The organism is Mesorhizobium sp. XAP4 (assembly GCF_029269325.1).
Taxonomy (GTDB): domain Bacteria; phylum Pseudomonadota; class Alphaproteobacteria; order Rhizobiales; family Rhizobiaceae; genus Mesorhizobium; species Mesorhizobium ciceri.
In genome coordinates this window covers 132,333-158,337 of sequence record NZ_JARIXW010000005.1, presented here as the reverse complement: position 1 = coordinate 158,337, position 26,005 = coordinate 132,333, and the positions used below count along the sequence as shown (strand labels likewise).

Here is a 26,005-nt window from a genome sequence, read left to right as displayed (position 1 = left end):
CACCTCCAATTAGCGTCGCTTGATTATTGCTCCGACGCCGAAATGCGCATATATTATACGCATGTTGCGGAGGCTATTATGCGCAAAATTGCCTTGAGTGCGACCCGTCAGCCAGCAAATCTGTCGATCGATTCGAACCTCATGAGGGAAGCCAAGGGACTTGACGTGAATGTCTCGCGCGCTGCGGAGGCCGGCATCGCGGAGGCGGTAGCTGCCGAAAAAACGCGGCTGTGGAAGCTTGAGAACCGCGCCACGATGGACGCGTGGAACGACTATATCGAGAAACATGGCATCCCGCTGGAAGAGTACCGGCAGTTCTGATGCCCCGCTATGATGTCTTCGCCGGTCGCATCGAAGGCAGCTATGTGCTCGACGTTCAGTCAGAGCTGCTCGACAATTTCAAGACGCGGGTGGTCGTGCCGCTTCTGCCGGTCGCAATGGTGCCACCGCCGATGCGAAAGCTTCATCCGATTTTTGAGATCAACGGTCGAAAGCTCGTTATGGCAACACACCTGGTTGCCACCGTTTCTGCCAGCGAATTAGGCGAAAGTCGGCTGAACCTGATCAAGCACCATGACGACATCGTCGCTGCGCTCGACATGCTGTTCCAGGGCTTCTGAACGGCGGCTACAGCGTCTCAGCCTGCCGTCTTGGCCTGCCAGGCCTTGATTGCCTCGTCGAACACCTTCTCTCCGGGAATGCCCTTTTCCATGGTCAGCAACGCCCGCCGTCCGGTCTTGTAGACCACCGGCACGTCGATCCAGTCCTGGCCGCGCAACAAGGTCATGTTGGCGTCTTCGTCGGCCTTGTTGTCGTTGAGCGCGACGAGGAAGAAGCCGTCGGCAATCTTGGCCGGAATGCCGATCAGCGGGCTGCCGGCATCCTGCTCCGAAGCCTTCATGGCAACGCGCAGGATGTTGTCGACACCGCCGCCCTCGAAGCCGTCGGGCGTCAGGAAGATCATCTCGATAATATGGCTGGCCGGCAGCGTCTGGTCGGTGTTGCGGCGGATGGTCATGCGCAACTGGATGTCCTTGCCGGGAATGGTCGCCTCGGCGCGGATCGCCGGCTCCGGCGGCAGGTCGCCACCGGGCGATTCCTGCACCAGCGACCAGACGATGTTGCCGGGCTCGGCGGAGCCCTGGGCGGTGCTGGTGCGCTCCTCATAGAAGATCGCCTTCTGGCCGACAGGCAGGGCGGCTTCCGCAGGCGCAGCCGCCGGGGCGGGCGGCGCGGCACCTGCCGGTGCTGGCGGCGTGCCGGCAGCACCGGCCGGCGCTGCAGGCGCTGCTCCGTTGGCAGGCGGCGTTGCGGGGGCGGCATCTGTCGCCGGAGGCGTAGTCGCGGCAGGCGTACCGGCGGCCGGTGCGGAAATCGCCGGTGCGTTCGTGGCCGAGGGCGGAGTGGTCAGCGCCGCGACCGATTCGCCTTCGCCGATGCCGCTTTGGCCACCGGCCGGACCCGGGTCGACTTCACCACCCTGCGGTGTCAGCCGCTGGGTGTATTTCGTGCTTTCGGCTTCCGTGCCGCCAGCCGCGGGCGCCGGCGGCGCTGCCGCGGCATCGGTTGCCGGCTTGGCCGGCGCCGGCTTCACGGGTTCGGTTTTCGCTACCTGATTGCGGCCAAGCCCCAGCATCTTGCCGAAGGCGTCCTTGTTCAGCCAGATGCCATAGCCGCCGCCGGCAACGACCAGCAGTGCGACGACAGCCGCGATCAGCCCGCCATAGCTGCGCTTGCGCTCGGCGGGACGCAGGCGCTGGAAGGTGTCCTGTACCGGCTCTTCATTGTCTTCGTTGCTGGAAAAGACATCGGCCTCGTCGTCCGCCTCCTCGGCGTTCATGCCTGGAAGAGGCGTGTCGGCGCGAGCCGGCTGGGCAGGCGCCGGCGTCGATCTTTGCCAGCTTGGCTCGACCTTGGCGGCAGGCGGCGGCGCGGGTTGATAGAGCTCGGGCTTGGCGACGGGCGGTGCCGGCCAGGCCGATTCCGCCTTCGCCGGCTGCCTCGTATGGCTTGGCTGGTTCTTGTTGCGATCGATCGACGAAAAGATGTGTTCCAGCTCCGCGAGCGGGTCGGTCTCCGGCACGCTCTTGGCATAATCGCGCTCGACGCTTGTAATGGCGTCTTCCAGCGAACGCATCTGCGTGGCTATGGCTTCGGGAGCCCACGGCGGCGAACGTTCACCAAGCTTCTTCGCCAGCATGGTGCGAACGCTGGCATAGATGCGCGTACGCTTTTCCGGCGTCTCGTCGCCATGCTTGTCGAGCGCGTTTTTCAGAATAGCAACGAAATCTGCCATGCTTCAGTCGACCTGTATTTTGCTTCCGCGCCGGCCCCCACAAATCAGCCGCGATGCCCGGAAAGGCTTCAGAAACTAGTCTTGAAACGGATCGGTCACAAGTATCGTGTCGTCGCGTTCCGGGCTGGTGGAAAGGAGCGCGACCGGTGCGCCGATGAGCTCCTCGATGTAGCGGACATACTTGACCGCCTGGGCCGGCAGATCATTCCAGCTGCGCGCGCCGGCAGTGGTGCCTTTCCAGCCCTCGAGCGTCTCGTAGACCGGTTCGACACGTGCCTGCGCGCCCTGGCTGGCCGGCAGATAATCGATCATCTCGCCGTCGAGACGGTAACCGGTGCAGACCTTGATCTCGTCCAGCCCGTCAAGCACGTCGAGCTTGGTCAGCGCGATGCCCTTGATGCCGTTGACCGCGACGGCCTGGCGCACCAGCACCGCGTCGAACCAGCCGCAGCGGCGCTTGCGACCGGTGACGACGCCGAATTCATGGCCGCGCGTGCCGAGGAATTCGCCGACCTCGTTCTTCTGCTCGGTCGGGAACGGACCCTCGCCGACGCGTGTCGTATAGGCCTTGGTGATGCCGAGCACATAGCCGATGGCGCCCGGGCCAACGCCGGAGCCGGCGGCAGCCTGTCCGGCAACCGTGTTCGACGAGGTCACGAACGGATAGGTGCCGTGGTCGATATCGAGCAGTGTGCCCTGCGCGCCCTCGAACAGGATGCGCTCGCCAGCCCGGCGCTTGTCGTCGAGGATCTTCCAGACCCGGTCCATATAGGGCAGGATGTCGTCGGCGACCGAGGTTAGTTCCTGCATGATCGTGTCATGCGTGACTTCCGCATGACCAAGCCCGCGACGCAGCGCATTGTGGTGCGTCAGCAGCCTGTCGACTTTCAAGGGCAGTGTTTCCAAATCCGCCAAATCCATCACCCTGACCGCGCGCCGGCCCACCTTGTCCTCATAGGCGGGGCCGATGCCGCGACGGGTCGTGCCAATCTTCGTCCCGGAATTGGATGCGGCGTCCTCACGAAATCCGTCCAACTCTCGATGCAGGGACAGGATAAGCGCTGTGTTTTCGGCTATTTTCAGGCGATCCGGCGCTACTTCGACACCTTGCGCCTTGAGTTTTGCCACCTCGGCGACGAAAGCGTGCGGGTCGAACACGACGCCATTGCCGATGATGGACAGCTTGCCCTGGCGCACGACGCCCGACGGAAGCAACGACAGCTTGTAGACCTTGCCGTCGACGACCAGCGTATGGCCGGCATTGTGGCCGCCCTGGAAACGCACCACGACATCGGCGCGCTCCGACAGCCAGTCGACGATCTTGCCCTTGCCTTCGTCACCCCACTGCGAGCCGACGACCACCACATTGGCCATGTTTCTTTTCCCTTGAGACGCCGCCAAGCGGCTTGAATATGGTTCGAAACGACAGGCCTCTATAACGTCAAGACCTCGCGAGCGCGACCTTTCTTTGCCGTCGAAAATGCCCTGAGGCACAACAATTTTCGGCTTTGACATCATTTACTTGGGCGAGCGAGGGCAATAGGCCGGCAAACACCGCAGCTCCGGCGACTGGAATCCCGCGATGCATCGAAGCGCCTACATATTCCTGCTGCTCACCACCTTGCTTTGGGGTGGAAATTCGGTGGCCGGCAAGCTGGCGGTCGATCACGTCTCGCCGATGACGCTGGTCTTCCTGCGCTGGGTGCTGGCCGTGGCGATCATGCTGCCCATCGGCTGGAAGACCATCCAGAAGGACTGGCCGATGGTCCGCAAGCACTGGTTCGTGCTGGTCGCCCTCGGCGCCAGCGGCTTCACCCTGTTCAACACCATCTTCTACACGGCGCTCAACTACACGACAGCGATCAATGTCTCGATCGAACAGGCGGCTATGCCGATCCTGATCATGACTGCCAATTTCGTCTTCTTCCGCCTGCGCGTGAACTGGGCGCAGATTGTCGGCGTCGTGCTGACCATCGCCGGCGTGATCCTCACCGCCTGCCATGGCGACCCGCGCCGGCTGTTGACGCTGGAACTCAATTTCGGTGACGCCATCATGCTGGTCGCCGTCTTTCTCTACAGCGGCTATTCAGTCGGGTTGCGGCTGAAGCCGGTGATGCACTGGCAGAGCCTGATGCTGGCCCTGTCGGTTTCGGCACTCGTCACCTCGTTGCCGTTCTTCCTGTGGGAGGTCCTCGCCGGCAAGGTCATCATGCCCGACGCGCGCGGCTGGACCGTCATCGTCTATACGGCGATCGGCGCCTCGGTCGTTTCGCAGATCTTCTACATCAGGGGCAACGAGCTGATCGGCGCCAACCGCGCCGGCCTTTTCATCAATCTGGTGCCGATCTTCGGCACGCTGCTGTCGGTGCTGATCGTCGGCGAGACGTTCCAGCTCTATCAGGCGCTGGCCTTGGTGCTCGTGCTGGGCGGCATCGGGCTTGCCGAATACAGCGGGCGCAAGATGGCAATGGCGGACCACCGCGGATGACATTTGGCGGCTGACGCCCTCCGCCGTCGCGGCAACGCGAACGGCCTGGACTTCGCCAATGGCGCGGAAACAGCGGCATGAATCCTGCCGCGTCCCCTACTTGGAACATTTCACCTCCAGCGGAGTTTGAACGCCAGGGAGGCGACATGATGAGCCACAACCCTCGCAGCACGGCAAGCATTGCTGGTCACCCTATCCACCCGATGCTGATTCCGTTTCCGATTGCCTTTTTTGTCGGCACCTTCGTTTGCGACCTTATCTTCTGGCGAACAGCCGATCCCGGATGGGTCACCGGGTCGCTTTGGCTTCTCGGCGCAGGCCTGATCATGGCTGCCCTGGCTGCGCTTGCTGGCTTGACGGATGTTCTCGGCGATGTTCAGGTCCGCAATCTCACGACGGCATGGCTCCATGCCGGCGGCAATGTGCTCGTCGTGTTGATCGAGCTTTACAACTGGTACTCGCGGTATGCCGGCGGAGCGGCGGCCGTGATGCCAACCGGCATCGTCCTATCGCTGATCGTGGTTCTCATCTTGCTGTTTACGGGCTGGAAGGGCTGGGAACTGGTCTACCGACATCGCGTGGGTGTCTCCGATGGCTCGGATGAGTTGACATGAACCGGCCGCCGCGGCGGCCGGCGTCAACGAGGTGGGTCGGCGACCGCCTGTCCTCAATCACATCGCGTTGACGTCGAACTGCAGCCGCTTGGCCGAGTCGATCGACTTGTGCGCCTTGACCTTTTCCAGCACGGCTTCCGGGAACGGCGCGTCGAGATAGAGCAGCGCTATGGCATCGCCGCCCGGCCGGTTGCGGCCGAGCTGGAAGTTGGCGATGTTGACGCCATTCTCGCCGCAGACGGTGCCGAGCAGGCCGATGATGCCCGGCGCGTCCGCATTGGTGGTGTAGAGCATGTGCTGGCCGACCTCGGCATCGAGGTTGATGCCCTTGATCTGGATGAAGCGTGGCTTGCCATCCGAGAAGCATGTGCCGGCGATCGAGCGCGTCATGTGCTCGGTCTTCACCGTCAGCTTGATATAGCCGTCGAACACGCCCGACTTGTCGCGCTTGACCTCGGCCACGATGATGCCGCGCTCCTTCACCATGATCGGCGCCGACACCATGTTGACGTCCGAGACCTGAGGCCGGATCAGCCCGGCGAGTGCTGCACTGATCAGCGCGCGCGTGTTCATCGTCGCGGTCGAGCCGTCGAACAGGATCTCCACCTCCTTGATCGGATCCTCGGTGACCTGGCCGACAAAGGCGCCGAGCACCTCGGCGAGCTTGACGAACGGCTTCAGCCGCGGCGCCTCCTCGGCGGTGATCGACGGCATGTTGATGGCGTTGGAGACGGCGCCCTTGATCAGATAGTCGGCCATCTGCTCGGCAACCTGCAGCGCGACATTCTCCTGGGCCTCCGTCGTCGAGGCGCCGAGATGCGGCGTCGCCACCACATTCTCCATGCCGAACAGTTCGTTGTTCTCGGCCGGTTCGACCTCGAAGACGTCGACGCCGGCGCCGGCCACCTTGCCACTCTTCAGCGCTGCGACCAGATCGGCCTCGACGATCAGACCGCCGCGTGCGCAATTGATGATGCGCACGCCCTTCTTCATCTTGGCGATCGCCGCGGCATCGATGATGTTGCGCGTCTTGTCGGTCAGCGGCGTGTGCAGGGTGATGAAATCGGCGCGGGCGAACAGCTCGTCGAGCTCGACTTTGTCGACGCCAAGCTCCTCGGCACGGCTGTCCGACAGGAACGGATCGAAGGCGATGACGTGCATCTTGAGGCCAACGCCGCGCGTCGCGACGATCGAACCGATGTTGCCGCAACCGATGACGCCCAGCGTCTTGCCGGTTATCTCGACGCCCATGAAGCGGTTCTTTTCCCATTTGCCGGCATGGGTCGAGGCGTTGGCTTCAGGGATCTGGCGCGCCAGCGCAAAGATCATCGCCACCGCATGTTCGGCTGTGGTGATCGAGTTGCCGAAGGGCGTGTTCATCACGATGATGCCCTTGCGGCTTGCCGCCGGGATATCGACATTGTCGACGCCGATGCCGGCGCGGCCGATGACTTTGAGATTGGTAGCGGCGTTGATCAGCTTTTCGGTGACCTTGGTCGCCGAGCGGATGGCGAGGCCATCATACTGGCCGATCACTTCGGCGAGCTTATCCTTGTCCTTGCCGAGATCGGGCAGATAGTCGACCTCGACGCCGCGATCCTTGAAGATTTGCACGGCGGTGGGGGAGAGTTTGTCTGAGACGAGAACGCGGGGCGCCATGGCGGCCTCCTTGAAATGGATTTGATCCTGATGGGAGTGGGCGGCCCGAAGGCCGCCGCGAACGATCTCAGGCCGCCGCTTTGAGCGACGCCTTCTGTGCGGCGAATGCCCAGTCGAGCCAGGGCAGCAGCGCTTCGAGATCCGACGTCTCGACCGTCGCGCCGCACCAGATGCGCAGGCCGGGCGGTGCGTCGCGATAGGCACCGATATCATAGGCGACGCCTTCCTTGTCGAGCACCGACACCAGCCCCTTGGCGAAGGCCGCCTGCCCGTCGGCGTCGAGCGCGGACACGTCCGGATCGGTGAAGGACAGGCAGACGGACGTGTTCGACCGTGTCGCCGGCTGGACGGCGAGATGACCGAGCCAGGAGGACTTGCCTACAAAGCGATCGAGGACGGCCGCATTGGCATCCGCCCTGGCGATCAGCGCGTCGAGGCCGCCGGTCGACTTCGCCCAGTTGAGCGCATCGAGGTAATCCTCGACGCACAGCATCGAGGGCGTGTTGATGGTCTCGCCCTTGAAGATACCTTCGATCAGCTTGCCGCCTGAGGTCAGGCGGAAAATTTTCGGCAGCGGCCATGAGGGCTTGTAGGTTTCCAGCCGCTCGACGGCGCGAGGCGACAGGATCAGCATGCCGTGAGCGCCCTCGCCGCCCAGCACCTTCTGCCAGGAGAAAGTGACGACATCGAGTTTTTCGAAGTCGAGCCTCTGCGCGAATGCGGCGGAAGTCGCATCGCAGACGGTCAGGCCCTTGCGGTCCGCGGGAATGAAATCGCCGTTCGGCACGCGAACGCCCGACGTGGTGCCGTTCCAGGTGAACACCACATCGCGGTCGAAATCGATCTTGGTGAGATCAGGCAGCTCGCCGTAGCCGCCTTCGATCTTGCGCACGTCGGCGAGCTTCAATTGCTTGACCACGTCGGTGACCCAGCCGGAGCCAAAGCTCTCCCAGGCGACCATGTCGACGCCGCGCTCGCCGAGCAGCGACCACAGCGCCATCTCGACCGCACCGGTGTCCGACGCCGGCACGATGCCGATGCGGTAACCCGCCGGGACCTGGAGAATCTCCCGCGTCAGCTCGATCGCCTGTTCGAGCTTGGTCTTGCCGATCTTGGCGCGGTGGGAACGGCCGAGCGCAGCATTTCTTAGCGCCTCGACCGACCAGCCGGGGCGCTTTGCGCAGGGACCTGACGAGAAATTGGGGTTTGCCGGACGGAGTCCGGGCTTCATATGCGTCGTCATCGTGGTCTATCCTTCCAGATAGTGGCCCCTCGTTGGGGAGGGGTGGCCCACGGACGGCGATATTCGTTCGGGCTTCAGGCGTCAAGAGGAAAGTTTTTGTCGTTGCCGGGATACCGGCGATCCCTGATCAGGATGTCGTGACTTCAAACGCAAACGGCGGACCCCGAAAGATCCGCCGTCCTGGTCCTCGTACTCGCCGCGCCTACCAGAGATCGTAGCGCAGCCCGACCTTGACCTGATGATAATCGAGGCCCTTTTTGAACTCAGGGTTGCCGACAGCGTCTGCTGTCACGTATTTCGCGGAAGGCAGAGCCGTGTATTGATAGCCGACATCGACTGCAACATTCTTGCTGACCTGATAAGCAAAGCCGGCGCCGAGCGTATAGGCGAAGCTGAACTGCTTCTCCGACTGCGTCGTCCCATCATAGCCGTTTGGATCGTCGCATTCAAAGATGGTCGTGGTTGTACCTGATGTTGTCGATGAATTCTGACAGTTGCGAGCGCCTTGAGCGTACTTGTAGGTGCTGTACGCTATGCCGACACCGCCTCCGACATAGGGCGTGAAGCCGACATAAGTGCCCAGGTCGACAAAGGCGCTGGCCATCACATCGTAGGCCTTGTTGTTGCCGTCGTTGGAGCCTTCGCATCCACGGGTGCTTGGGCCGGCGAACGCGCTTGTGCTGCCACCGCTGGTGACAGTCACCGTCTGCGTTCCATCGCAAGTACTGTCGAATTTGCTGGCGAATTTGCTTGTCGGCAGCAGACCGAAATTCAATTCACCGCGGAAGTAATCGTTGAAATGGTAGCCCATACCTATCGAACCAGACAGCGGGCTGGTGTCCGTAACCAGACCGGCCGGAGTTTCCGAAAATTCATAGGGCTTGTTGAAGGCATAGCCGAGATCGCCGCGCAGATACCAGCCGGAGCCGACCTCGACCGGGACGTAGTCGGGCGCCTGGTCGACATAGATCGGCGGATCGTAGTCGGCCGCGTGCACCGGCGTCAGCGGCAGGAGGGCTAGTGCACCGAGCGCCAGCGCCATACGCGATGTAAGTTTCATGGTCCCCGACTCCCGAATTTGGCGCAGCCCGCAATCGCAGCGGCAGCCATCGTTTCAAGAAGCATTGTTAACCATAGTGGTTAAGTGCCGGTTAAGGCTAACAGAGCGTTAGCGAATTCATTTCCCCTGTCGATTCCAGGCGGCCAACGAAAAACCGCCCGGCTGAGGCCGGGCGGTTTGTGAAGAATTCAAGTAATGTAGATGCTGTTACTTGGTGTAGATCGGCTCGGGTTCGGGCTGGTAGGCAACGACCGGCGCGGCGCAACCGTTGTTACCACCGAACTGGTAACGCAGGCCACCGCGCACTTCGTGTGTGTTGATGCCACGATCGAAGCCGGGACCGGAGCTGGTGATGTTCCAGTCGAACATGCGGCCGCCCTGGATATGGGAGAAGCGGTAGCCGGCATCGAGAATGATCTTGTCGGTCAGGCAGTACGAAGCGCCGGCCATCAGACCGTAGGCGAAACGCCAGCTTGATCTGCCGGGATTGAACTCGGTGGTGTTCGGGTCGTAGACATCATCCCACTTGACGCGGGCGCCGCCGATGCCGGCGCCAACGTAAGGCGTGATGCCATGGTAGGTGCCGAGATCGACATAGGCGTTGGCCAGCAGCAGCAGGGCGCTCATCTTCGACACTTCGGTCGATGTTCCGTTGATATCCGAGGTGCCGCCGTTGAAGTTCGACTTGAACCAGTAGTCGGCGGTCAAATCGGTCCGGAAGTGGTCGTTGATCTTGTAGCCAACGCCGGCACCGAGCGAGAACCCGCCCTTGAGCTTGCCGAAATCGAAACTTCTGGTGCCGGGCGTGACCGTACAGTTACATTGATCGATGGTGTAGGTCATATAGTCGATGCCGCGCACGGTCGACTTGTGATAGTCGATGTCGCCGCGGATATACCAGCCGCCGACTTCTACCGGCTGCTCGTAGACGGCCTGAGGCGGAGCCTCTTCGACGATCGGTTCCGGCAGGTCGGCCGCGAACAACGGCCCCGCCAGGCCTGCGAACAGTAAGGCGAGCAGGGCCTTTCTTGCTGTCTTGAACATGCTTGTCACCCCTGAGAAGCTCGGAACGGCGAACCCGCCCGAAATGCGATTGGCTTTCAGTCGTGGATAATGAATTGCAAAGGTTAAAAGGCGTTTAACCCTGTTGCTTAACCACGAATCTCGAAACTTCTGGGAACCGGTGCGAGATTTCCGAACAGCGAACAGACTGGGAGCCGACAAGAAAAAGCCCGCCGAAAGGCGGGCCTTGGACAGGTTCAGGCGACGACGTCCTGCCGGGCGCTGTGGGGCTCAGGCGGCGCTGCGCGTTTCCGAGATGATGTCCACGATGCCATTCACCACGGACTCGACCAGTTGCGGGTCGTCGCCCTCGGCCATCACGCGGATCAGCGGCTCTGTCCCGGATGGCCGGATAACCAGCCGTCCGGTCTTGCCGAGCCGGTTACGCGCGTCTTCGATGGCGGCCTGGACCGGCGCCTCCTCGAGCGGCTTGCCGCCGGAAATGTGAACGTTCTTCAGGAGTTGCGGCACGGGTTCGAATTTCTTCGACAGTTCGCTGACCGGCCGGCCCTGCCGCTTGATGCAGGCCAGCACCTGCAGCGCCGAAACCAGGCCGTCGCCGGTGGTCGAAAAGTCGGACAGCACGATATGGCCCGACTGTTCGCCGCCGACATTCAGCCCGTGCGCGCGCATATGCTCGACGACATAACGGTCGCCGACCTTGGTGCGGTGCAATTGCAGCTTCATGTCGCCGAGGAAGCGTTCGAGGCCCAGATTGGACATGACGGTTGAGACGACACCGCCGCCGGCAAGCCGTCCGCTCTGGTGCCAGGATTCGGCGATCAGCGCCATGATCTGGTCACCATCGACGATCGCGCCGTTTTCATCGACGATGACGACGCGATCGGCGTCGCCGTCGAGCGCGATGCCGATATCGGCGCGCACTTCGTGCACCTTCTTTTGCAGGCCGGCCGGGTGGGTCGAGCCGCATTCCTTGTTGATGTTGAAGCCGTTGGGCTCGACATTGATGGAGACGACTTCGGCGCCCAGTTCCCACAGCGCCTCGGGCGCCACCTTGTAGGCCGCACCATTGGCGCAATCGACGACGATCCTCAAGCCCGCGAGCGACATCGAGCGCGGCAAGGTGCGCTTGGCGAATTCGATGTAGCGGTCATGCACGCCGTCGACGCGCTTGGCGCGGCCAAGCCCGTCGGAATCGGCGAGCGCCAGTTCGATATCCCTGTCGAGCATGCTCTCGATGCGCTCCTCGATCTCGTCGGAGAGCTTGTAGCCGTCGGGTCCGAACAGCTTGATGCCGTTGTCGTAGTAGGGGTTGTGCGAGGCCGAGATCATGACGCCGATATCGGCGCGCAGCGAACGCACCAGCATGGCGACAGCCGGCGTCGGGATCGGGCCGAGCAGGAACACGTCCATGCCGGCGGCACAAAGACCGGCGACCATGGCATTCTCGATCATATAACCGGAAAGTCTGGTGTCCTTGCCGAGCACGACACGATGTCGATGGCTGCCGCGCTGGAAGGAAAGGCCGGCGGCCATGCCGACCCGCATCGCGATTTCAGCGGTCATCGGAAACTTGTTGGCGCGTCCGCGAATGCCGTCCGTGCCGAAATAATTCCCTGCCATGCCAGTCAGCTTCCTCGACGTTTCTTCCCCGGCACGTCATGCCACAAGTGGCCAGGGCGCTATGATCACATTGTGTGATTATACGTTACCAATCCTTAGAAAACCATTGTTGTGCACTGCACACAACGTGGCCGCAACCTGACATGCCCAGACTGCCATGCTGCAATATACAAGTCATTCGAGCCTTTCAGCGCGGATGCACCAGGAAAATCTTGCTCTGAACCAGGCAACGGACAACGATTTCATCACCTTATCGGGAGAAGCCGATTTTCGGCGATATATACGCCACTTAGCATCTGGCGCAACCGACCGTTGAGCGTTATTGATTTGCAGGGACGTATCATGGGCTGCTGCAACGGAGAAACGCTATGCTCATCCACCGACTTGCCACTTTGACCGGCCTCGCCGTCGTGACCTTGTTCCTGGCCGCGCCAGCCAACGCACTGACGATGGCCGAGTGCAGCACGAAGTATAACGCCGCCAAGGATGCGGGGACACTGGCCGGAGCGACCTGGAACCAGTTCCGCAAGGCTCAGTGCGGCACCGACGCCGCAGCGACGACCGACGCCAAGCCGGCCGATGCCAAGAAAGCGACCGACACCACGAAGGCTGCCGCGGCGGACGACAGCACGGCCAAGGGCCTGACGGCGAAGGAATGCAGCACCAAGTATCAGGCGGCGAAGGCTGCCGGCACGCTGAACGGCATGAAGTGGAACGACTTCCGCAAATCCGAATGCGCCGCCGGTGCATCCGCCGCTGCCGCCGCCAAGCCGGCGACCACCAAGGCCGCCGCGGCTCCCGCCGCTCCCGCAGACAATGGCGGCAAGGGTCTGAGCATGGCCGAATGCAGCACCAAGTATCAGGCCGCCAAGACGGCCAACACGCTGAACGGCATGAAGTGGAACGACTTCCGCAAGACCGAGTGCGGCGCAGCCGCCTCGGATGACGACACCGTGCCGGCCGCCGACGAGGCGAGCTACACCAAGGAGCCGGCGAAGCCGACGACGGCTGCGCCCAAGGGCGTCAAGTTCCCGTCCGCGATCTCGGCGAAATATGCCAGCGAGACCCCCGGAAAGGGCCGCATGCACACCTGCCTCGACCAGTACTATGTCCTCAAGGACGCCAACGCGCTCGGCGGCCTGAAGTGGATCCAGAAGGGCGGCGGCTTCTACAGCCTGTGCAATGCCAAGCTGAAGGGCTGATCGCTTAGCCATAGTCTCCAAACAAAGGCCCGCGCATCGCAAGATGCGCGGGCCTTTTTTGTTGCGCGAAGACGCACACTGCCTTGCTCGCATCTGCATGTCGCCGGCTGCCGGCATCATCAATTCGCCTACACTGCCCACCGCCAAGCTCATCGGTAGTCCGTAAAGATTCTGGTTGAACATATAGAGAACAAACCATATACAAAAAGACGTCAAACTTATTATCAACCAGGAGGGTCTTATGCACGGTTTGAAATTGGCGGTATTGACTGCGACCGCATTTGTCGCTTGGAGCGTCGCCCCCGCAAGCGCACTGACGATGAAGGAATGCGGCGAGACCTATCGAACAGCCAAGGAAGGCGGCACTCTGAACGGCATGGACTGGACGGCTTTTCGCAAGGAGAAGTGCGCGACATCAGCAGCGGACAGTGTCAGCGAGGATACGGTCAAAACCGAGCCGCAGACGAAAAAGGAAACCAGCGCGGCGGTCGCCCCCACTGTAGCGCCCGCGGGCGTGACATTTCCGACCACGCTGGCCGCCGAGTTCAAGACCGAAAAGCCCGCGAAGGCGCGCATGAAGACCTGTCTCCAGGGCTACCATGGCAACAAGGACGCGGGCACGTTGAACGGCCTTCGCTGGATCCAGAAGGGCGGCGGTTATTACAGCCTGTGCAATGCCAAGCTGAAGAGCTGAGCGACAAGACATCTGAAGAAGAGAAGGCCTGCGAACCGCAGGGTTCGCGGGCCTTTTTGTTGCCTTCGAGGGCACGCCAGCGGCGACGTTGCCAATCTCCCCCTTGTGGGGGAGATTGGCTATCACCTAGGCTTTCGCCAATCGTCACCGTCGCAGATGCGAGGTCGCGGACAACTCCTCCCCAACGCCAAAAACAAAAAACGCCGCGGAGCAAGCCGCGGCGTTCGACGAAATCGGTGGCCGAACTCAGCTCGACGGCTGTGGTTCCATACCGCCTTCGGGCTCAGGACCCTTCTTGCGGCGGCCGCCGGACTTCGGCACGGCCGAGCCACGACTTGGCGGCGTATCGTCGCCGAGGTCGCGTGCGGGCTTGTGGCCGGCGATCAACTGCTTGATCTCCTCGCCGGACAGCGTCTCGTATTCCAGCAGGCCCTGCGCCAGCGCGATCCATTCCTTCTTCTTCTTGGTCAGGATGGACTTCGCCGACGAATAGGCCTCATCGATCAGGCGGCGCACTTCGGCGTCGATGATCTGCGCCGTTTCTTCCGAGACGTTCTGCGTGCGTGCCACCGAATGGCCAAGGAACACTTCTTCCTGGTTGTCGCCATAGGCGACATGGCCGAGCTTGTCGGAAAAGCCCCAGCGCGTGACCATGGCACGCGCCAGCTTGGTCGCCTGCTCGATATCCGAAGAAGCTCCGGAGGTGATGTTCTCCTTGCCGAACTTGAACTCCTCGGCGACACGGCCGCCCATCATGATGGCGAGCCGCGAGATCATGTATTTGTAGCTCATCGAATAGCGGTCGCCTTCGGGCAACTGCATGACCATGCCGAGCGCACGGCCGCGCGGGATGATGGTGGCCTTGTGCAGCGGATCGGCCGACGGCACGTTGAGCGCGAGGATGGCGTGGCCGGCCTCATGGTAGGCGGTCAGTTCCTTCTCGGCCTGCGTCATGGCCGACGAGCGGCGCTCGGCGCCCATCATGATCTTGTCCTTGGCGTCCTCGAATTCAGCCATGGTGACGAGGCGCTTGTTGCGTCGTGCCGCCATCAGCGCGGATTCGTTGACGAGGTTCATCAGGTCGGCGCCGGAGAAGCCAGGCGTGCCGCGCGCGATCACCTTGAGGTCGACATTGGGCGCCAGCGGCACGTTGCGCACATGCACCTTGAGGATCTTCTCGCGGCCGACGATGTCAGGGTTCGGCACCACGACCTGGCGGTCGAAGCGGCCTGGCCTGAGCAGTGCCGGATCGAGCACGTCGGGCCGGTTGGTGGCAGCGATCAGGATGATGCTTTCGTTGGATTCGAAACCGTCCATCTCGACCAGCAGCTGGTTCAGCGTCTGCTCGCGTTCGTCATTGCCGCCGCCGAGGCCGGCGCCGCGATGACGGCCGACTGCGTCGATTTCGTCAATGAAGATGATGCAGGGCGCGTTCTTCTTGGCCTGGTCGAACATGTCGCGGACGCGGCTTGCACCGACGCCGACGAACATCTCGACGAAGTCAGAACCGGAAATGGTGAAGAACGGCACATTGGCTTCGCCGGCAACCGAGCGCGCGAGCAGCGTCTTGCCGGTTCCCGGAGGGCCGACGAGCAGCACGCCGCGCGGAATCTTGCCGCCGAGCCGCTGGAACTTCTGCGGATCGCGCAGGAACTCGACGATCTCTTCCAGATCTTCCTTGGCTTCGTCGACGCCGGCAACGTCCTGGAAAGTGACGCGGCCATGCGCTTCGGTGAGCAGCTTGGCCTTCGATTTGCCGAAGCCCATCGCGCGGCCGGAGCCGGACTGCATCTGGCGCATGAAGAATATCCAGACGCCGAGGATGAGGATCATCGGCAGCCAGGAGATCAAATAGCCGAACAGCGAATTGGAACCGTCCGTTTCAGGCCGTGCATTGATGGTGACGTTCTTGTCCTGCAGCCGCGAGACCAGCGAAGGATCGCCGGGCGAATAGGTCTGGAAACCGCTGGAATTGTCGGTGTAGGTGCCGCTGATACGAGCGCCAGCAATGGTCACCGTCTTGACCCGCCCGGCCGCGACATCCTGCAGGAACTGCGAATAAGGCACATCGCTGGAAGCCCCTCGCGTCTGCGGCGTCTGGAACAGATTGAACAGGGCTATGAGCAGGACCGCTATGATCGCCCAGAGCGCGAGGTTGCGATAGTTCGGATTCATCAATTGTCCCGTTGGCGTCCGCGAGGCAGACACGCGTCATGAGAGGAAACTTGCGCCTAACATAGGGAGAGCGTCCCCCCTTGCCAAGCAGAACAGCACGTCTGGGTTAAGCTTTCGCGCAACCATCAGCCGGCACTGTGGCCGCTGAAAGGCAAGGGCGGGACCGGGGCCGCGCCAATCAGCCCGGCGACGGCCCGCGCCGGCGCTAGGTCGAAGGATGGCAGGAAGCGGCCGAAGGGGGCAACGACCGGCCGCGCTTCCACCGTCGCGGACTTCAGTCCATATCCAGGCAAACCAAGGCATTCACCGGCCTGCCACACCGCCGGTTCGGCCGCGAGCGCGGCGCGCATCAGGCTCGACGGGGTTTTTCCTTCACCCGTCGCCAGCCGCTTCGCCGCTGCCGCGCCTAACGGGGCAATCAACAATGCGCTGCTGCTGTCGTTCAATGTGATGTGCCGGCGGCCGTCCCACAGGGTGCTGCCGGTGGCGGCAGCGGCGGCGGGCAGTCCGCGCGCCTCGCGGCGCAGGAATATGCCGGAGCGCCGGGAATCGACAACCGTCCGCGACAATGTGGCGCAAAGAAATCCAGCCCTCAGCCGACCGAACAGAGCCTCGCTGCGGGCCTGATCCGGCAGGAAGACAATCCCGCCGGTCGTGGCCAGAAGGATGCGCAACGCATAGACGGCCGCCTGCTCGTCACCGGAGGAGAGCAGGCACGGGTCGAGGCGGATGAGGCCGATGGCTGGCTGGCTGGCGAAGCCATCGATCAAACCGGCTGCGCTGGCGCCAAGCTGCCTGCGCTCGAGGGCGGCCTGGCCCGCGAGCGTCAACATGCCCTTCACATGCTCGACACTCTCGCCGGCAAGCGCGGCCCGCACACGCGGCCGCTCGAAAGCCGCGTCGACATTGGTCGGATCGTCAGCCCAGCCGACATTTTGACGGCGCAGGACGTCGCGCAATACCGCGCGCCGCACGCCGAGGAGCGGCCGCACGATCCAGATGCGCCAGTCATAGAGGGTGGCCGGCGCCATGCCGGCAAGTCCCCGGCCGGCCATGCCGGCATGGCCTTGGCCCTCGTCCCGCGCGTGCCGCATCAGCACCGTTTCCGCCTGGTCGTCGGCGGTATGGCCGGTGAGGATCATGCCGATGCCTTCCGCTTGTGCCGCCTCGGCTAGCAGCCGGTAGCGCGCCTCGCGAGCGGCGGCGGGCAGACCGGTCGATGGCTTTGGACCCGACCATGTCAGGATGCGGTGTGAAATTCCGAGCCTGGCGCACAGCTTCGCCACTGTTTGCGCTTCCGCAGCCGAACCGGACCGCAAACCGTGGTCGATCGTCACCGCCAGCAGCCTGGTTGCCGGCGCCCTACGTTCGAGATGGTGTTTGAGAAGAAGGAGCAGGGCGGTCGAGTCGCTGCCGCCGGACACGGCCGCAACAGCGCCGCTGGTAAAATCGATATGCGAAAAAGGGTTAGTCGAAAGGTCCGGCTCGGTGTCGAGCATGATGCATGTCGCCCAAAAGTGATCCCGGTTTCAGGACAACGACATGTATGACAAGGATCAGCAGGCAGCCAGAGCCTTCTCCTGCTTGACGCGTTCCTTGAGCGCGCTGGAAATATCGGGGTAGCGCTTGCCGACCTCGCTGAAAGTGGCGCAGGCAACGTCATGCTGCTTGAGGCCGACCAGCGACACGCCGAGCTTCAGCAACATGTCGGGAGCTTTCTTGGCCTTGGGGTAGTCCTTGCTGGCGGCAAGGAACGTCTCGGCCGCATCGCGGTATTTCTGCTGGCCGAGCAATGACTCGCCCAGCCAGTAATGCGCATCCGCTGCTTTCGCATCCTTGGGGAAGCGGGCGATGTGGTCGCGAAAACCCTGCTCGGCGGTGCCGTAGTCGCCCGAGAGGATGAACTGGTATGAGTTGCGGTAGAGCTCTTCCGGATTGTTGGTGGCGGGCAACGCCGCGACCACCGTATCGGATTTGCCGGCCTTGGGCGCCGCCCCGGCGACTGGCGCGGTATCCTGCGCCGGCGCGGTCGATTGTGTGTTGCCGCCAGCATCGATGACATTGCCGTTCTTGTCGACGGTGATGCTGCCGAAGGTCTTTTCCGGCGCTCCCGTACCGGGAATAACCTTGCCGGGGTCGCCATCCGGAGATTCGACGATGACGTCCTCGACCGTCTTGCCGACTGCCGATTGATCGTTGGCGGGCTCGGCGCCGGCATCGGCCGGCGCCCGTGTTGCCGGGGCCGCCGCCACGTTGTTGTCGGTGCCGGTGGTGGCGTCCGATTTCTTCTGCGCCGGCGGCTGTCCGCCTTGCGTGCCGCCACCTTCCAGCTGCTGGAAGCGGAATTCATTATCTTCCTGCTGCTTGCGGATCTGCTCCTGCATTTGCAGGACCTGGAAATTGAGTTCCTCGATCTTGCCGTTCATCTGCCGCAGCTGCTCTTCCAGGCTGGTGACAGCGGTAGGATCGGACTGCACCAGCTGAACCTGGTCCGGTTTCTTCTTTTGACCAAAAAAGCCGGGCAATTCGATACTGGGAAGATGGAAGGTAAAGCCGCTGTCGGTTGATTGCCCTGTGCCGCTCGCCCCGGTGCCGCTAGCCAGGGCGGTGACGCCTGATAGGAGCAGCAGCGCAAGCGTGCCGCTCAGAACCGATCTCAAATGCATGTGCCTCTCGCAGTGATTTCGTTAGCTTGTTCGCGCCTTCCAATCAGAATGGGACCAGCCAAGCGCCCTCGGCTCATAGCAGGAGCCGAGACTTCGGCCAAATTTTGTTTCGGGCATCCGGATATGAAAAAGGCGGCCCCAAGGCCGCCTTTCGCACAAGTATGTTGCATTTTTACCGCTAGACGGCCACGCGTCCTTTGACGCGCCGGTCCATGATGCCTCAGGAGCCAGCGCCGCTAAGCGTAGTGACCGCGCGGCGATTCTGCGACCAGCAAGAGATGTCGTCGCAAACCGCGACCGGACGTTCCTTGCCGTAGGAAATGGTCTTGAGACGGCTGGCCGAGACGCCCTTGGCGACAAGGAAGTCACGGGTAGCGGCTGCGCGGCGGGCGCCGAGCGCCAGATTGTATTCGCGCGTTCCGCGTTCGTCGGCATGGCCTTCGACGACGATGGCATACTGCTTGTACTGGTTCAGCCACTGTGCCTGGCGCGAGAGCGTCGTCTGCGCATCGGCACGGATCGAGGTCGAGTCCGTGTCGAAGAAGATGCGGTCGCCAATGTTGACGGTGAAGTCCTGCGCCGATCCGGGTGTTGCGGCGCCGGCGCCGTTAAGGCCAAGATCGGCCGCGTTGTTCGGCGTCTTCTTCGAGGCGCAACCGGCGATGGCGAGCATCGCCACCAGCGCGATCATGACCGGGTTTCTGGTAAGTGCTGCAATACGGCCCATGCCGCCTCTCCTTCGTAATTCGAGTGGTCTAATTTGAGTGATTTCGTTGATCACCCAGTAACCACGTTTGGGTTAACCGGCATTCAAGAAACACGGTTAAATTTTGGTTTAAGCTGCCCGTCCGCAGCCATTGGCCATGAGCCACAGTTGGCGCGGACCCTAGGCGGAAATACGGCCAAAACGCGACAAAGAGATGGAAAAGAGGAATTGAAGAGTTGGGGAATTGAGGAACTGAAGAGAGAATTCACTTCAGCTTTTCTCTCAGATTGATCAGCATGCCGTAGATATGGGCATAGGATCGCAGCCAATCGTCGTGTTGTGCCTGGCTGATGTATCCAAGGTCGAACGCGTAGGAAATCCACGTCTCCACTTCGCTGCATGACCCATTGCCATCGAAATGAACCGCGCGAATTCGGGTTTGGAGTGAGTCTGCTTGGCAAATCCCTCAGCCAAATTGGCGCAGATTCCCTTGCTGGAGCGACGCAACTGATCAGCCAGTGCGTATTGCTCCATTTTCGGGAAAGCGAGCGTCGCTTTATGTACGTCAAGAGAGACCACATAAGCGCGCTTATAAACCTCTAGATCCTTCGCACGCTTGATGTGGCCGCCCGCCTTCTCCATTCTTCAGTTCTTCAATTCCCCAGTTCCTCAGTTCGTCTCTTACTCCAGCAGCGGCGACCAGGCAGGGTCCGAAGCGAAGTTCGCCGTCGGGATCGATTGCTCGTTGCGTCCGGTCAGATCGACCGAAACCAGTTTGGGGCCACCGGCGGAATCGCGGAAGAACATCAGCACGCGGCCATTCGGCGCCCAGGTCGGTCCCTCCTGCTGGAAGCCGGAGGAGAGGATGCGCTCACCCGATCCATCGGTCTTCATGACGCCGATCTGGAATTCGCCGCCGGTCTGCTTGGTGAAGGCAATCAGGTCGCCGCGCGGCGACCAGACCGGTGTCGAATAGACGCCGTCGCCGAAGGAGATGCGGGTCTGGCCCGAACCGTCGGCGCCCATCACGTAGATCTGTGCGCGGCCGCCACGGTCGGAGGTGAACACCACCTTGCTGCCGTCGGGCGAATAGGACGGCGAGGTGTCGATGGCGGTCGAGTTGGTCAGCCGCGTCGTCGAGCGGCTGCGCAGGTCCATGGCGAAGATGTTGGAATTGCCGTCGTCGCGCAGCAGGCTCATGATCACCTTCTGGCCATCGGGCGAAAAGCGCGGCGCAAAGGTCATGCCTGGGAAATTGCCGACCAGTTCGCGTTGGCCGGTCTCGATCTGCAGCAGATAGACCCGCGGCTGACCGCTTTCATAGGACATGTAGGTGATTTCCTGCCGGTTTGGCGAGAAACGCGGCGTCAGCACGATCGACCTGCCGTCCGAAAGATAGCGGACGTTGGCGCCGTCCTGGTCCATGATCGCGAGGCGCTTCTTGCGCGCATTCTTGGCGCCGGATTCGTCGATGAAGACGACGCGGGTGTCGAAATAACCTTTTTCGCCGGTCAGCCGCTCATAGATGGCGTCGGCGATGATATGGGCGACACGCCGCTGATTGGCGTCGTTGGCGAAGAACTGCTCGCCAGCCATCTGCTGGCCGGCAAAGGTATCCCACAACCGGTACTGGGCGCGGATGCGGCCGTCGGCTTCCTTGCTGACGCTGCCCGTGACCAGCGCCTGCGCGTTGATCACCTTCCAGTCGTCGAAGCGCGGTGCTGCATCGGGGTTGGTGATTTTCTCGATAAAGGCGCTCTTGTCGATCGGAGCGAACAGACCCGAACGCTTCAAATCGGCGGTGACGATCTGCGAAATCTGCGCCCCAAGCGCGTCGCCGCCCTGGAAATCCGTGATGGCGATCGGCAGCGGCTCGACGTTGCCCTTGTTGACGTTGAGCTCGACGAGCGCCAGCGCCGGCAACGTGCCTGCCGCGGTCATGCCCATCGCCATTGCTGCGACCATCAGGAGCGGCTTGAGGATTGATTTCATGTCTTCTCGCTTCTCGTACTGATTTTCGGATGACAGGGCCTTAGAGGCCGAGCATCTCCCTTGGATCGAAGGTGACGCGGACGTCGGCCCAGATGTCCTGCTTGCCGGCGGGAACTTGCAGGCCGGTGACATCGCATTTTTGCACCGCACGAACGGCACTTTCGTCGAACTGGCGATTCCCGCTCGACTTTTCGACCGCCGGGCGCCCGTCCAGCTTACCGGATGCATCCAGGTTGAACCGCACCACGACGAGGAAGTTCTCGGAACCTTCAAGGCCGACAGGAAGGGTCCAGCAGCCGCCGAGCTGGCTTTCCAGGGCACCCATTTCGGACCTGGAGAGCTTCTGACCTTGGTCCTTGTCGCCGCCGAGCGACGCCTGCTGGGTCGAGCGCTTGGCGCCGCCGCCGGATGGTTTCTGCTTGTCGAGGAGCGCGGAGATCTCGTCGGCGTTGAATTGCTTGTCATCGGATTTCGGCTTCGACGACGCTTCCTTGACCGGCTTGTCGGCGTCCTTCCGCTCCGGCGCCTTGGCGCTTTCGGCCTGCGCCGGCTGCGGCTTCGGCCGCGCTTCCGGCGCGGGAGCGGAATCCGGCAGCTGCGTCGCCTCGGCGGGCGGCTCCTGCGCTATGGCTTCAGCGACGGCGTCGGGCTTGACCTCGGGCGTCGGATCGATGGCCGCGGTCTTGTCCTGCGGCGGCGGGGTCGGCGCCGGCTTGGCCGGTGTCGGCTTGGGATCGGCCTGCTTGACCGGCTCGGGCTTGACCTCTTCCTTGGGCGTCGGCGCCGGCGCCACTTCCGTTGCCGGGGTGGGCTTGGGCTTCTCCTGCGGCTTTGGCACGTCCTCGGGCTTCGGCTTTTCGATCGGGGTCGGCGCGGGCGGCGGAGCCGAGGTCATGTCGACGGGCTTCGGCTTGGCTTCCGGCGTTATCGGCTTGTCGGTGTCGACGCTGTTCTCGCCGACCTTCTGCGCATCCGGAACGATGTCCGGGCGCTGCGTCGGCACAGGCGCCGGCTTTTCATGCATCACGGCCTTTTTGTCGCCCTGCAACGTCTGCGCAATGGCTTCCATCGGCACGATATCGACCGCGACCGACTCGACGTCGGACGACGGAAGTGCCGCCGGCGCCGTCAGCGTGAACAGGCCGAAGGTCAGCGCCGCCGTATGCAAGATCACCGATGTGGTGAGGCCGGTCTTCATCGCGCGTCTACTGGTCCTGTTCCTGCAGTGAAACCAGGCCGATGTTCTTGTAGCCGGCGGCCGAAATACGGGCCATCACCTTCATCGCCGTACCATAGTCGGTGGACTTGTCGCCGCGGATGAAGATGCGCTCCTCATAGCCGGTCTTGGAAATTGCCTGCAGCTTGGCTACCAGTTCCTCGATCGGGATTTCGGTTTCCTGCAGGTAAATCTGGCCGGCGGCGTTGATCGAGACGGTGATCGGCTGCGTGTCGGCATTCATCGCCTTAGCCTGCGTATCCGGCAGGTCGATCGGCACGCCGACCGTCAGCATTGGCGCCGCGACCATGAAGATGATCAGCAGCACCAGCATCACGTCGACCATCGGCGTGACGTTGATCTCGGACATCAGTGCATGGTGACGGCCGCGCCGCCTGTGGCCGCGCCCGCCGCGTCCTCCCATGCCCATGGACATACCCATCTGCTACTCCTCAGGCCTTGGGGGCCACTTTTTCATCGATTTGGCGCGAGAGTATGGCGGAGAACTCGTCGGAGAATCCTTCCATGCGCACGGCTATCTTGCTCGCATCGGACGACAGCTTGTTGTAGGCGATGACGGCGGGAATGGCGGCGAGCAGGCCGATGGCCGTCGCCAACAGCGCTTCGGCGATGCCCGGCGCAACCACGGCGAGACTGGTATTCTTGGAGCCGGCGATCGCCTGAAACGACGTCATGATGCCGATGACGGTGCCGAACAGGCCGATGAAGGGTGCCGCCGAGCCGGTGGTGGCAAGGAAGCCGAGGCGGCCTTCCAGCTTTTCCATCTCGCGGGTCAGCGCCAGGTCCATCGCCTTGTCGATGCGGGTTTGCAGGCCGAGCGGCGACTTGGCGCCCTTCTCGAAACTCTTCTTCCACTCGCGCATGGCCGCCACGAAAATGGCGCCCATGCCGGTGGTCTTGCGATCGGCGAGCGTGCGGTAAAGCTCCTCCAGCGACTGCCCCGACCAGAACACCTGCTCGAACCGGTTGAGCGCCAGCCGCATGCGGGCATAGGAAACCAGCTTGTCGACGATGATCGCCCAGGTCCAGACCGAGGCGCAGAGCAGGCCGATCATGACCAGCTTGACCACCCAGCTGGCCGAAACGAACAGCGACCAAACCGACAATTGCGCGCCCGGATCGGCGAGTGCGATATTTTCCATCGTTACGTCCTTAAGATTTTCCGGGCGAAGCTGGCGGCTGGCCCCTGGCATCCCTTGTGGTCGGTTCGCACGAAGCTACCGGAACAACCCCAAACTGTGCCGTTGTCGGCCTTTTCAGGGCAAATATTGGTGAAAGGAAGGCGTTCGATAACGCCAATCTTCACCAATCTCTTCATGAACCGTTATGGTTAAGGATGGGTTAGTATATAAGGCGCGGCGCATTGCCACGCCCGCACAGTTGTAACGCCATCATCCAAGCGCGAAGTCAGGATGGGTTGAGATTCAGGTCAGGCCGAGCCGAAAGCGGTGGTTTCCGAGAACCGGAGCGGAGGGTACTTGAAGTACCCGAGCACCGGAAGCGCAGGGAATCACCGTTTGCAGGCCGGCATCACCTGAATATCATCCCATCCGGGGCATGAATGCCGCCACCCATTCCTTGGGAAAGCGCCTTGGGCGGCCATTCTCGCCGATGATCGCCGCCTCGACCTTGGCCTCGACCAGCACCTCGTCGCCGCGCTTGAGCTGTTGCGCCATGAAGATGCGCGCGCCGGAAATCTCCTCGGTGCGGGTGTCGACGGTCAGGATGTCGTCGATGCGGGCCGGGCCGCGAAAGTCGATCTCCATGCGACGCACCACCCAGACTATTCTTTCGCCATGCTTGCCGTCGGCAAGCTCTGTGTGATGCACGCCGGTGAGCCTGAGATAGTCGGAGCGGCCGCGTTCGAAGAATTCGAGATAGCGTGCATGGTAGACGACGCCGGAGAAATCGGTGTCGGCATAGTAGACTCGCGCCATCAGCCGGTGGCCGAACGCCGTCAGCGCACCGGAAAGCCCGGCCAGCAGCGTCGCCGATTCACCATGATCGCCCATTGCGCTTCCTTTTTTAGTCCCAGCGAGGCACCAGTTTCCCGCGGAACATAACATCGGATGGCACTGTTGACGGCGATGATCAAGAGTTTGACGGCGGCGCTGTTCGTGTTGGTGGCTTTGGCGCTGCCTGGCCAGACCGCGACATTCTCGATGAAGCGCGGCCTCAATCTCGACCAGTGGGTCACCTGGCCCGGCGAGGACCAGTGGGGCGACGCCAAGGCCATCCTGCCCTATCCGGAGTGGCGGAAATTCCTTGGGGAGGACGACCTCAAGGCGTTGAAGGATGCCGGCTTCGATTTCCTGCGCATGCCGGTCGATCCATCGCCCTTTCTGTCCGACCAGACCGTGGCCTTGCGTGACGATCTCTATGCCAGCGTGCTGGACTCGGTGCGCATGATCAACCGCGCCGGACTCAAGGTGATCGTCGACATGCACCTGATCCCGGCCGGCGGCAGCCGCAAGATCGGAATGGCTGAAGTGATGGGCGACCCACGGACCTTCGACGCCTATGTCGAGATGGTCCGCAAGATGGCCCGCACGCTGGCCAGCGAAGATCCCGCCCAGGTCGCCTTCGAGCCCATGAACGAACCGATCGTCGACTGCGACAGCGATGGCACCAGCCTGTGGCCGGACCGCCAGCGCAAACTGTTCGCGGCGGCGCGATCCTCGGCGACGAAACTGACCCTGGTGCTGACCGGCGCCTGCTATTCCGCCGCGAGTTCGTTGGAAAAGATCGACCCGAAGACGATTCCGGACGACAACGTCATCTGGACCTTCCATTCCTACGATCCGTTTCTGCTCACCCATCAGGGCGCAACCTGGGCCGGAGACTTCATCCCCTATGTGACTGGCCTGCCCTATCCGCTGAGTGCGGTGCCCAAGGCACAGCTCGACGTGACGCTCGACACCATCCGCGCCAGGATCAAGGCCGAGGCGCCATGGACGCGGCAAAGCGGCCTGCTTGCCTATCTTGACGAACAGGTCGCCAGCATGGACACCCCCGACAGACTGCTCGGCTTGATGGATGCGCCGTTCGAAAAGGTCGAGGCGTGGGCGAGGGCCAACGGCGTCAAGCCTGGAAACATCACGCTGGGCGAGTTCGGCATGATCCGCCAGGAATACGGCAATTCCTATGTGATGCCCGCTGGGTATCGGGCCGCCTATGTCAGGGACATGATCGCGCGTGCCGAAGCACATGGCTTCTCATGGTCGGTGTGGAGCTATGGCGGCGCCTTCGGCATCGTCGATGCCTTCAACGGCGACAAGGCCGAGCCGGATGTGATGGACGCGATCAAATCGCTTCACTGAGGCGATC

The 26,005-nt window shown here is 62.4% G+C and carries 23 protein-coding genes and 1 pseudogene; 7 read left to right on the top strand and 17 right to left on the bottom strand.

Going from position 1 to position 26,005, the window contains the following annotated elements:
* Nucleotides 1-78: 78 nt before the first annotated feature.
* Together P3C39_RS22120 and P3C39_RS22115 are read left to right on the top strand one after the other, a co-directional pair.
* Nucleotides 79-321 (top strand): type II toxin-antitoxin system CcdA family antitoxin, encoded by a 243-nt coding sequence (locus P3C39_RS22120; protein WP_063170355.1) that lies wholly within the window; start codon nt 79-81, stop codon nt 319-321.
* Nucleotides 321-620 carry a CcdB family protein gene (locus P3C39_RS22115; RefSeq protein WP_063169193.1) on the top strand — a complete coding sequence of 100 codons (300 nt, stop codon included), beginning with the start codon at nt 321-323 and terminating at the stop codon, nt 618-620. The genes P3C39_RS22120 and P3C39_RS22115 overlap by 1 nt, the downstream gene beginning before the upstream one ends.
* 17 nt (nt 621-637) lie before the next feature.
* On the opposite strand, the gene P3C39_RS22110 is transcribed toward P3C39_RS22115, so the two are convergent.
* Nucleotides 638-2,296: a hypothetical protein gene (locus P3C39_RS22110; RefSeq protein ID WP_275954382.1), complete on the bottom strand. Its 1,659-nt coding sequence runs from the start codon at nt 2,294-2,296 to the stop codon at nt 638-640.
* Nucleotides 2,297-2,371: 75 nt separating this feature from the next.
* On the bottom strand, nt 2,372-3,670 hold the full coding sequence (locus tag P3C39_RS22105) for an adenylosuccinate synthase (RefSeq protein ID WP_013529162.1): 1,299 nt from the start codon (nt 3,668-3,670) through the stop codon (nt 2,372-2,374).
* A 208-nt stretch (nt 3,671-3,878) separates the two neighbouring features.
* On the opposite strand from P3C39_RS22105, the gene P3C39_RS22100 reads away from it, so the two are divergent.
* Together P3C39_RS22100 and P3C39_RS22095 are read left to right on the top strand one after the other, a co-directional pair.
* The gene (locus P3C39_RS22100) at nt 3,879-4,784 is read left to right on the top strand and encodes a DMT family transporter (RefSeq protein ID WP_275954383.1); all 906 of its coding nucleotides are present in this window, start codon (nt 3,879-3,881) and stop codon (nt 4,782-4,784) included.
* Between the two features lie 149 nt (nt 4,785-4,933).
* Nucleotides 4,934-5,398, top strand: a complete 465-nt coding sequence (locus tag P3C39_RS22095) for a DUF2231 domain-containing protein (protein ID WP_013529160.1) — start codon at nt 4,934-4,936, stop codon at nt 5,396-5,398.
* Nucleotides 5,399-5,455: 57 nt separating this feature from the next.
* On the opposite strand, the gene serA is transcribed toward P3C39_RS22095, so the two are convergent.
* The 5 genes from serA to glmM all read right to left on the bottom strand — a co-directional run bounded on the left by serA (nt 5,456) and on the right by glmM (nt 12,006).
* Nucleotides 5,456-7,057 (bottom strand): phosphoglycerate dehydrogenase, encoded by a 1,602-nt coding sequence (serA, locus tag P3C39_RS22090; RefSeq protein ID WP_024502929.1) that lies wholly within the window; start codon nt 7,055-7,057, stop codon nt 5,456-5,458.
* 67 nt (nt 7,058-7,124) lie between these two features.
* On the bottom strand, nt 7,125-8,300 hold the full coding sequence (locus tag P3C39_RS22085) for a phosphoserine transaminase (RefSeq protein WP_275954384.1): 1,176 nt from the start codon (nt 8,298-8,300) through the stop codon (nt 7,125-7,127).
* A gap of 202 nt (nt 8,301-8,502) precedes the next feature.
* The gene (locus tag P3C39_RS22080; protein ID WP_318011902.1) at nt 8,503-9,342 is read right to left on the bottom strand and encodes an outer membrane beta-barrel protein; all 840 of its coding nucleotides are present in this window, start codon (nt 9,340-9,342) and stop codon (nt 8,503-8,505) included.
* A gap of 225 nt (nt 9,343-9,567) precedes the next feature.
* The gene (locus P3C39_RS22075) at nt 9,568-10,404 is read right to left on the bottom strand and encodes an outer membrane protein (protein ID WP_027162513.1); all 837 of its coding nucleotides are present in this window, start codon (nt 10,402-10,404) and stop codon (nt 9,568-9,570) included.
* A 249-nt stretch (nt 10,405-10,653) separates the two neighbouring features.
* On the bottom strand, nt 10,654-12,006 hold the full coding sequence (gene glmM / locus P3C39_RS22070) for a phosphoglucosamine mutase (RefSeq protein WP_275954385.1): 1,353 nt from the start codon (nt 12,004-12,006) through the stop codon (nt 10,654-10,656).
* A gap of 368 nt (nt 12,007-12,374) precedes the next feature.
* On the opposite strand from glmM, the gene P3C39_RS22065 reads away from it, so the two are divergent.
* Nucleotides 12,375-13,208: a hypothetical protein gene (locus P3C39_RS22065; protein WP_275954386.1), complete on the top strand. Its 834-nt coding sequence runs from the start codon at nt 12,375-12,377 to the stop codon at nt 13,206-13,208.
* 241 nt (nt 13,209-13,449) lie between these two features.
* The gene (locus tag P3C39_RS22060) at nt 13,450-13,902 is read left to right on the top strand and encodes a hypothetical protein (protein WP_275954387.1); all 453 of its coding nucleotides are present in this window, start codon (nt 13,450-13,452) and stop codon (nt 13,900-13,902) included.
* Nucleotides 13,903-14,148: 246 nt separating this feature from the next.
* Here P3C39_RS22060 and ftsH read toward each other — a convergent pair whose 3' ends face one another.
* From ftsH to ybgC, 10 genes and pseudogenes are all read right to left on the bottom strand, one after another.
* The gene (ftsH, locus tag P3C39_RS22055; RefSeq protein ID WP_013529152.1) at nt 14,149-16,077 is read right to left on the bottom strand and encodes an ATP-dependent zinc metalloprotease FtsH; all 1,929 of its coding nucleotides are present in this window, start codon (nt 16,075-16,077) and stop codon (nt 14,149-14,151) included.
* A gap of 125 nt (nt 16,078-16,202) precedes the next feature.
* Entirely contained in the window at nt 16,203-17,576 is a 1,374-nt protein-coding gene (gene tilS / locus P3C39_RS22050) for a tRNA lysidine(34) synthetase TilS (protein ID WP_275954388.1), read from the bottom strand.
* Between the two features lie 57 nt (nt 17,577-17,633).
* Entirely contained in the window at nt 17,634-18,743 is a 1,110-nt protein-coding gene (gene ybgF, locus P3C39_RS22045; protein WP_027162518.1) for a tol-pal system protein YbgF, read from the bottom strand.
* A gap of 220 nt (nt 18,744-18,963) precedes the next feature.
* A complete protein-coding gene (pal, locus tag P3C39_RS22040; protein ID WP_013529149.1) occupies nt 18,964-19,470 on the bottom strand; it encodes a peptidoglycan-associated lipoprotein Pal in 507 nt (168 codons plus the stop codon).
* 244 nt (nt 19,471-19,714) lie between these two features.
* Nucleotides 19,715-20,091: pseudogene (locus tag P3C39_RS22035) on the bottom strand (four helix bundle protein).
* Between the two features lie 39 nt (nt 20,092-20,130).
* On the bottom strand, nt 20,131-21,441 hold the full coding sequence (tolB, locus tag P3C39_RS22030; protein WP_013529148.1) for a Tol-Pal system beta propeller repeat protein TolB: 1,311 nt from the start codon (nt 21,439-21,441) through the stop codon (nt 20,131-20,133).
* Between the two features lie 40 nt (nt 21,442-21,481).
* Entirely contained in the window at nt 21,482-22,639 is a 1,158-nt protein-coding gene (locus P3C39_RS22025; RefSeq protein ID WP_013529147.1) for a TonB family protein, read from the bottom strand.
* Between the two features lie 7 nt (nt 22,640-22,646).
* The gene (tolR, locus tag P3C39_RS22020) at nt 22,647-23,099 is read right to left on the bottom strand and encodes a protein TolR (RefSeq protein WP_023811855.1); all 453 of its coding nucleotides are present in this window, start codon (nt 23,097-23,099) and stop codon (nt 22,647-22,649) included.
* A 10-nt stretch (nt 23,100-23,109) separates the two neighbouring features.
* Nucleotides 23,110-23,820, bottom strand: coding sequence for a protein TolQ (gene tolQ / locus P3C39_RS22015; protein ID WP_013529145.1), 711 nt, complete (start codon nt 23,818-23,820; stop codon nt 23,110-23,112).
* A 399-nt stretch (nt 23,821-24,219) separates the two neighbouring features.
* Nucleotides 24,220-24,690 (bottom strand): tol-pal system-associated acyl-CoA thioesterase, encoded by a 471-nt coding sequence (ybgC, locus tag P3C39_RS22010; RefSeq protein ID WP_013529144.1) that lies wholly within the window; start codon nt 24,688-24,690, stop codon nt 24,220-24,222.
* Nucleotides 24,691-24,747: 57 nt separating this feature from the next.
* On the opposite strand from ybgC, the gene P3C39_RS22005 reads away from it, so the two are divergent.
* A complete protein-coding gene (locus P3C39_RS22005) occupies nt 24,748-25,998 on the top strand; it encodes a cellulase family glycosylhydrolase (RefSeq protein ID WP_275954389.1) in 1,251 nt (416 codons plus the stop codon).
* Nucleotides 25,999-26,005 lie beyond the last annotated feature (7 nt).